The following is a 4,035-nucleotide window of genomic DNA, read 5'->3' as shown; positions in this document are numbered from 1 at the left end:
AAATGCTTTTCCTGTTGCTATTGCTCCATCCGCAGTTTTACAAAATAGAAAGTTCTTCCGTGCTATAACGAAGGGTTTAACTGTTCTTTCGGCTATTTATGCTGAATTCAAGATAAATAGCCTTATCCCCAACAATTTATTATCCCCAACTTTCTTATACGTACATCGATTTTGTATAAAAACTTGGGGATAATTTTTTTACTTATGATACCATTTATATGGAGGTGCATAAGTAATGGATATGCTTATAATATTAAATACTATGGTTAATCAACTTACTGATGGATTTAATAAATCTCAATCAGTCAACTACACGTATAAAATGTGTAAAAGAATAGTTGAAACAAAAATGAAAGAAATGGAGGTTTATAGCTTTGATATATTGTTAGATTGGCTCAATGCAATTAAATCCAATCTATACAAAGGCAAATATAAATGTATTAAAAGAATTGTTTATGGTTTAAATAGCTATATCAATAATGAAATGGTTGATCAAAGCCAACGATTTATTTATCAAAATGATAATAGTCAATTCAAAAAGCTCAGCAATATATCTAAAAAAATAATAGTTGATTATGTTAATAAGCATAGTCAATGTAGCAAAGATTATTCTTCGTACATTAAAAATTATATTAGCTATTATCTTTTATTTGTTGAAAACAATAAATTAGATTATAGAAATGTAAGCTATGAGGATATTTTTAAATTTAAAAATTATATAAATTCTTTGGAACTAAAATATTCTACTAAGGCTAAAATATTAAATCATAGTGCTAATTTTATTTATGAAACAAATGAGAATATAAAAGGTAAAGTAGGTGCAACAATTATTAAAACAATTCATAATAATTATATAGAAAAAATAATAAAAATTAAAAAAGATGATTTGACTTCTTTTGATATGTCTACAATAGAAATTGAATATGAAAATATCAAATTATTTTATGATGAATTAATTAAAAGAGGTTATGCAATAAAAACTCAAAAGCACGTTAAGAAAATTATTAATGAATTATTATTTTTCTTTTTCTACTACGATATTTCAATTAATAGCAATAATATTTTATTATGGTCAAAATATGTATATGAAAATATTGTAAAAGATTTGGAATATCGTTCTTTTGGAATTAAATTTATAGAATATTTAGAAAATGGTGATTTTATAAATAAAAACTCATATTTTAATTCAGTTAATGGTAATCCTCATATTAAGCATCGAAAAATAGAGGATATTCCAGAATGGTCAAAAAATATGGTCGATAAGTATATTGCCTATAGAAAAAATCTTGGTTATAAAAATAATACAATTTGTATGGATTGTAACTCCATATATAGATTTATAAAATATTTAGAAAGTGTAGGAATAAATGATTATAATCAGATCAAGCCTACACAATTAACATCTTTTTTAACGTTAGATGAGCATTCTACTTTAGAAGGAAAAAATGCTTATATTACAAGAGTTAGGTCTTTCCTTATTTTTCTAAAAGATAATAATATTATAAATATTTACGTAGATTCAAGAATATTTGGTAATTTTAAAACTGAAAAGAAATTAGTTAAGATTATTGAAGCTGATGATATTTCAAAAATATTATCAGTTGAATACAAAACTTCTTATGAGATTAGAGCCTATGCAATATTTTTATTGGCTATAAGATGTGGATTACGATCTGTGGATATAGTTAATTTAAAGTTTAAAGATATTTCTTATATAAATAAAACATTAAATATTATCCAAACTAAAACACAAAAAGAAATAACCTTGCCAATCCCAACTATCGTTTTAAACGCTATTTATAATTATGTAAAAAGTGCAAGACCAAAATCATCTTCGGAATACATTTTCATAAGACATATAACACCTTATGAAAAATTAAATCGAAAAATTTGTGCAGCTTCTTTTGACAAATTAAAAAGACTAAATGGCATAGACAACAATAAATATACTGGATTTCATATATGTAGAAAAACATTTGCCTCATCAATAATTAACAAAACTCAAAACATTGACATTACAGCCTTTTCACTTGGACATTCTGATAATTCTACAGTTGATGATTATATTTCCATTGATACATCAAATATGCATGAATGCGCACTAACTTTAGATAACATCGGTTATGGAGGTTTTGAAATTGAATCTCTATAATTTTCAAAGTACTTATAAGAATTATATGAATGATTATGTTAATATGATGATATCTAAAGGATATAAGGAATATTCATTTTATTACATATATAGATTCGATAGTTTTTTAATACAAAATAACTATAATTTAGACTATATTTCAAAAGAAATAATTGACAAATGGTCCATAAAATTAGATACGGAAGAGAAAAATACCAGAAATGATCGCGTAGTTAGGGTTAATGGTTTTTGTAGATATTTAAATTCTATTGGAATAAAGGCTTATATTTCTTTTTCTAAATTATCTAGAAATACAACTACTCCATATGTTCTTTCTAAAGATGAAATCATCAAATTATTTGATGTCATTGATAAAGAATCTCAAAAAATAAAATTAGTTAAGCATTATTCATTTATGTTACCTGTTTTTTATAGATTGTTATATACATGTGGGTTAAGAAATAATGAAGCTTGTTGCCTAAAAATCAATGATGTTGATTTAAGTAACTCTAAAATAACAATATATTGTGCAAAAAACAATAAAGATAGAATCGTTTATATCAGTGATGACATGTGCAAACTACTTAATAATTATATATTTAAAATAAAGCATTATATAACTTCTGAATGGTTATTTCCTAGCAGTAATTATGAGAAACATATATCTAAAACAACGATAGATAAATATTTCAATTCATTCGTAAAAATATTGCAAATAGGGACATATGATTTTCATCCAGTTCCACATTCATTAAGGCATACCTATGTTATTCACAGAGTAGATTCATGGATTCAAGAAGGCAAGGACGTTAATAGTTTAATAATTTATTTATCTAAACAATTAGGGCATAATTCGTTAAATGAAACATATTACTATTATCATACGCTAGAATCTAGTTTTAAACCAATTAACGAAAAAAGTAGGAAGCTTTACCCCGAGGTAACAATGTATGAAGAATAAATTATTATTTTTTGAGTATGTTTCTCAATATCTTAATGTTTATTGTTTGAAGCAAACAAGTAAAAGCATTCATACGATTGAAAGCTATAGGGATAATCTAACGACTTTTAGAAAATTTATTTTAGAAGTAAAGAATAAGAAAATAAAGCAGTTTTATATGGATGATTGTTCAAAAGAACTAATATTAGAGTACGTTGAATACTTAAGGAAAATAAATAGAACAAATTCAACAATAAATCATCATATTTCAGCTATTAAAGGATATTTATATTATGTGGCTGATATCAAAATAGAGTATCAAGGTTTAGCTTTGTCAATTAGTCATATTCCAACTTTTAGGCAACCTAAAATTGAAAAGGAATGTTTAAATGATACTGCTTTAAAGCTAATGTTTGAGGCACCCAAAAAGAACAAAATAGGAATTCGAAATATTACTATTATGGTGCTTCTTTATGAAACAGCGATGAGAGTTAGCGAAATCATAAACCTTAAATTATCTGATTTATACCTTAATGTTAAAGAACCTTATTGCCTAGTTCACGGCAAAGGAGATAAGGAACGAATAGTTGGATTGTCTTCACTAGCAATTAGTCATATTAAAAATCAAATTAGCATATATCATAGAAATAATGAATGTGAATATTTATTTTTTACTTCTATCAAAGGGAATAATAACAAATTATCTACATCAACTATAGAGACGTTTTTACAAAAATATGCAGATCAAGTAAGGGAAACATATAAGGATATTCCCGTCAAAGTTTACCCACATATGTTTAGAAGAACTAGAGCGACTCATCTATATCAAGATGGTGTACCTTTAGAGTTGGTTTCAAGAATGCTTGGCCACTCTCAAATTGATACAACTAAAATATATGCAAAACCATCAATTGAAATGTTAAGAAAAGCAATTGAAAATAATGATGATTCAAATATTAAGCCT

General features: G+C 25.3%; 4 protein-coding genes. All 4 read left to right on the top strand.

Annotated features, from left to right (window positions below):
- Window positions 1–193 (top strand): hypothetical protein (locus tag SPJ17_RS05365; RefSeq protein ID WP_321093331.1); only part of this gene is annotated, 193 nt, incomplete at its 5' end.
- 42 nt (window positions 194–235) lie between these two features.
- Window positions 236–2,152, top strand: coding sequence for a tyrosine-type recombinase/integrase (locus SPJ17_RS05360; RefSeq protein ID WP_321093329.1), 1,917 nt, complete (start codon window positions 236–238; stop codon window positions 2,150–2,152).
- Window positions 2,153–2,177: 25 nt separating this feature from the next.
- Complete coding sequence (locus SPJ17_RS05355) at window positions 2,178–3,092, top strand: tyrosine-type recombinase/integrase (RefSeq protein ID WP_321093328.1); 915 nt, start codon at window positions 2,178–2,180, stop codon at window positions 3,090–3,092.
- The coding region (locus SPJ17_RS05350) for a tyrosine-type recombinase/integrase (RefSeq protein WP_321093327.1) at window positions 3,082–4,035 on the top strand (954 nt) is incomplete at its 3' end. The genes SPJ17_RS05355 and SPJ17_RS05350, both read left to right, overlap by 11 nt.

The sequence above is a fragment of the Anaeroplasma sp. genome, assembly GCF_034179385.1.
Taxonomy (GTDB): Bacteria; Bacillota_I; Bacilli_A; order Acholeplasmatales; family Anaeroplasmataceae; genus Anaeroplasma.
This window is presented reverse-complemented; position numbering and strand designations above follow the sequence as displayed.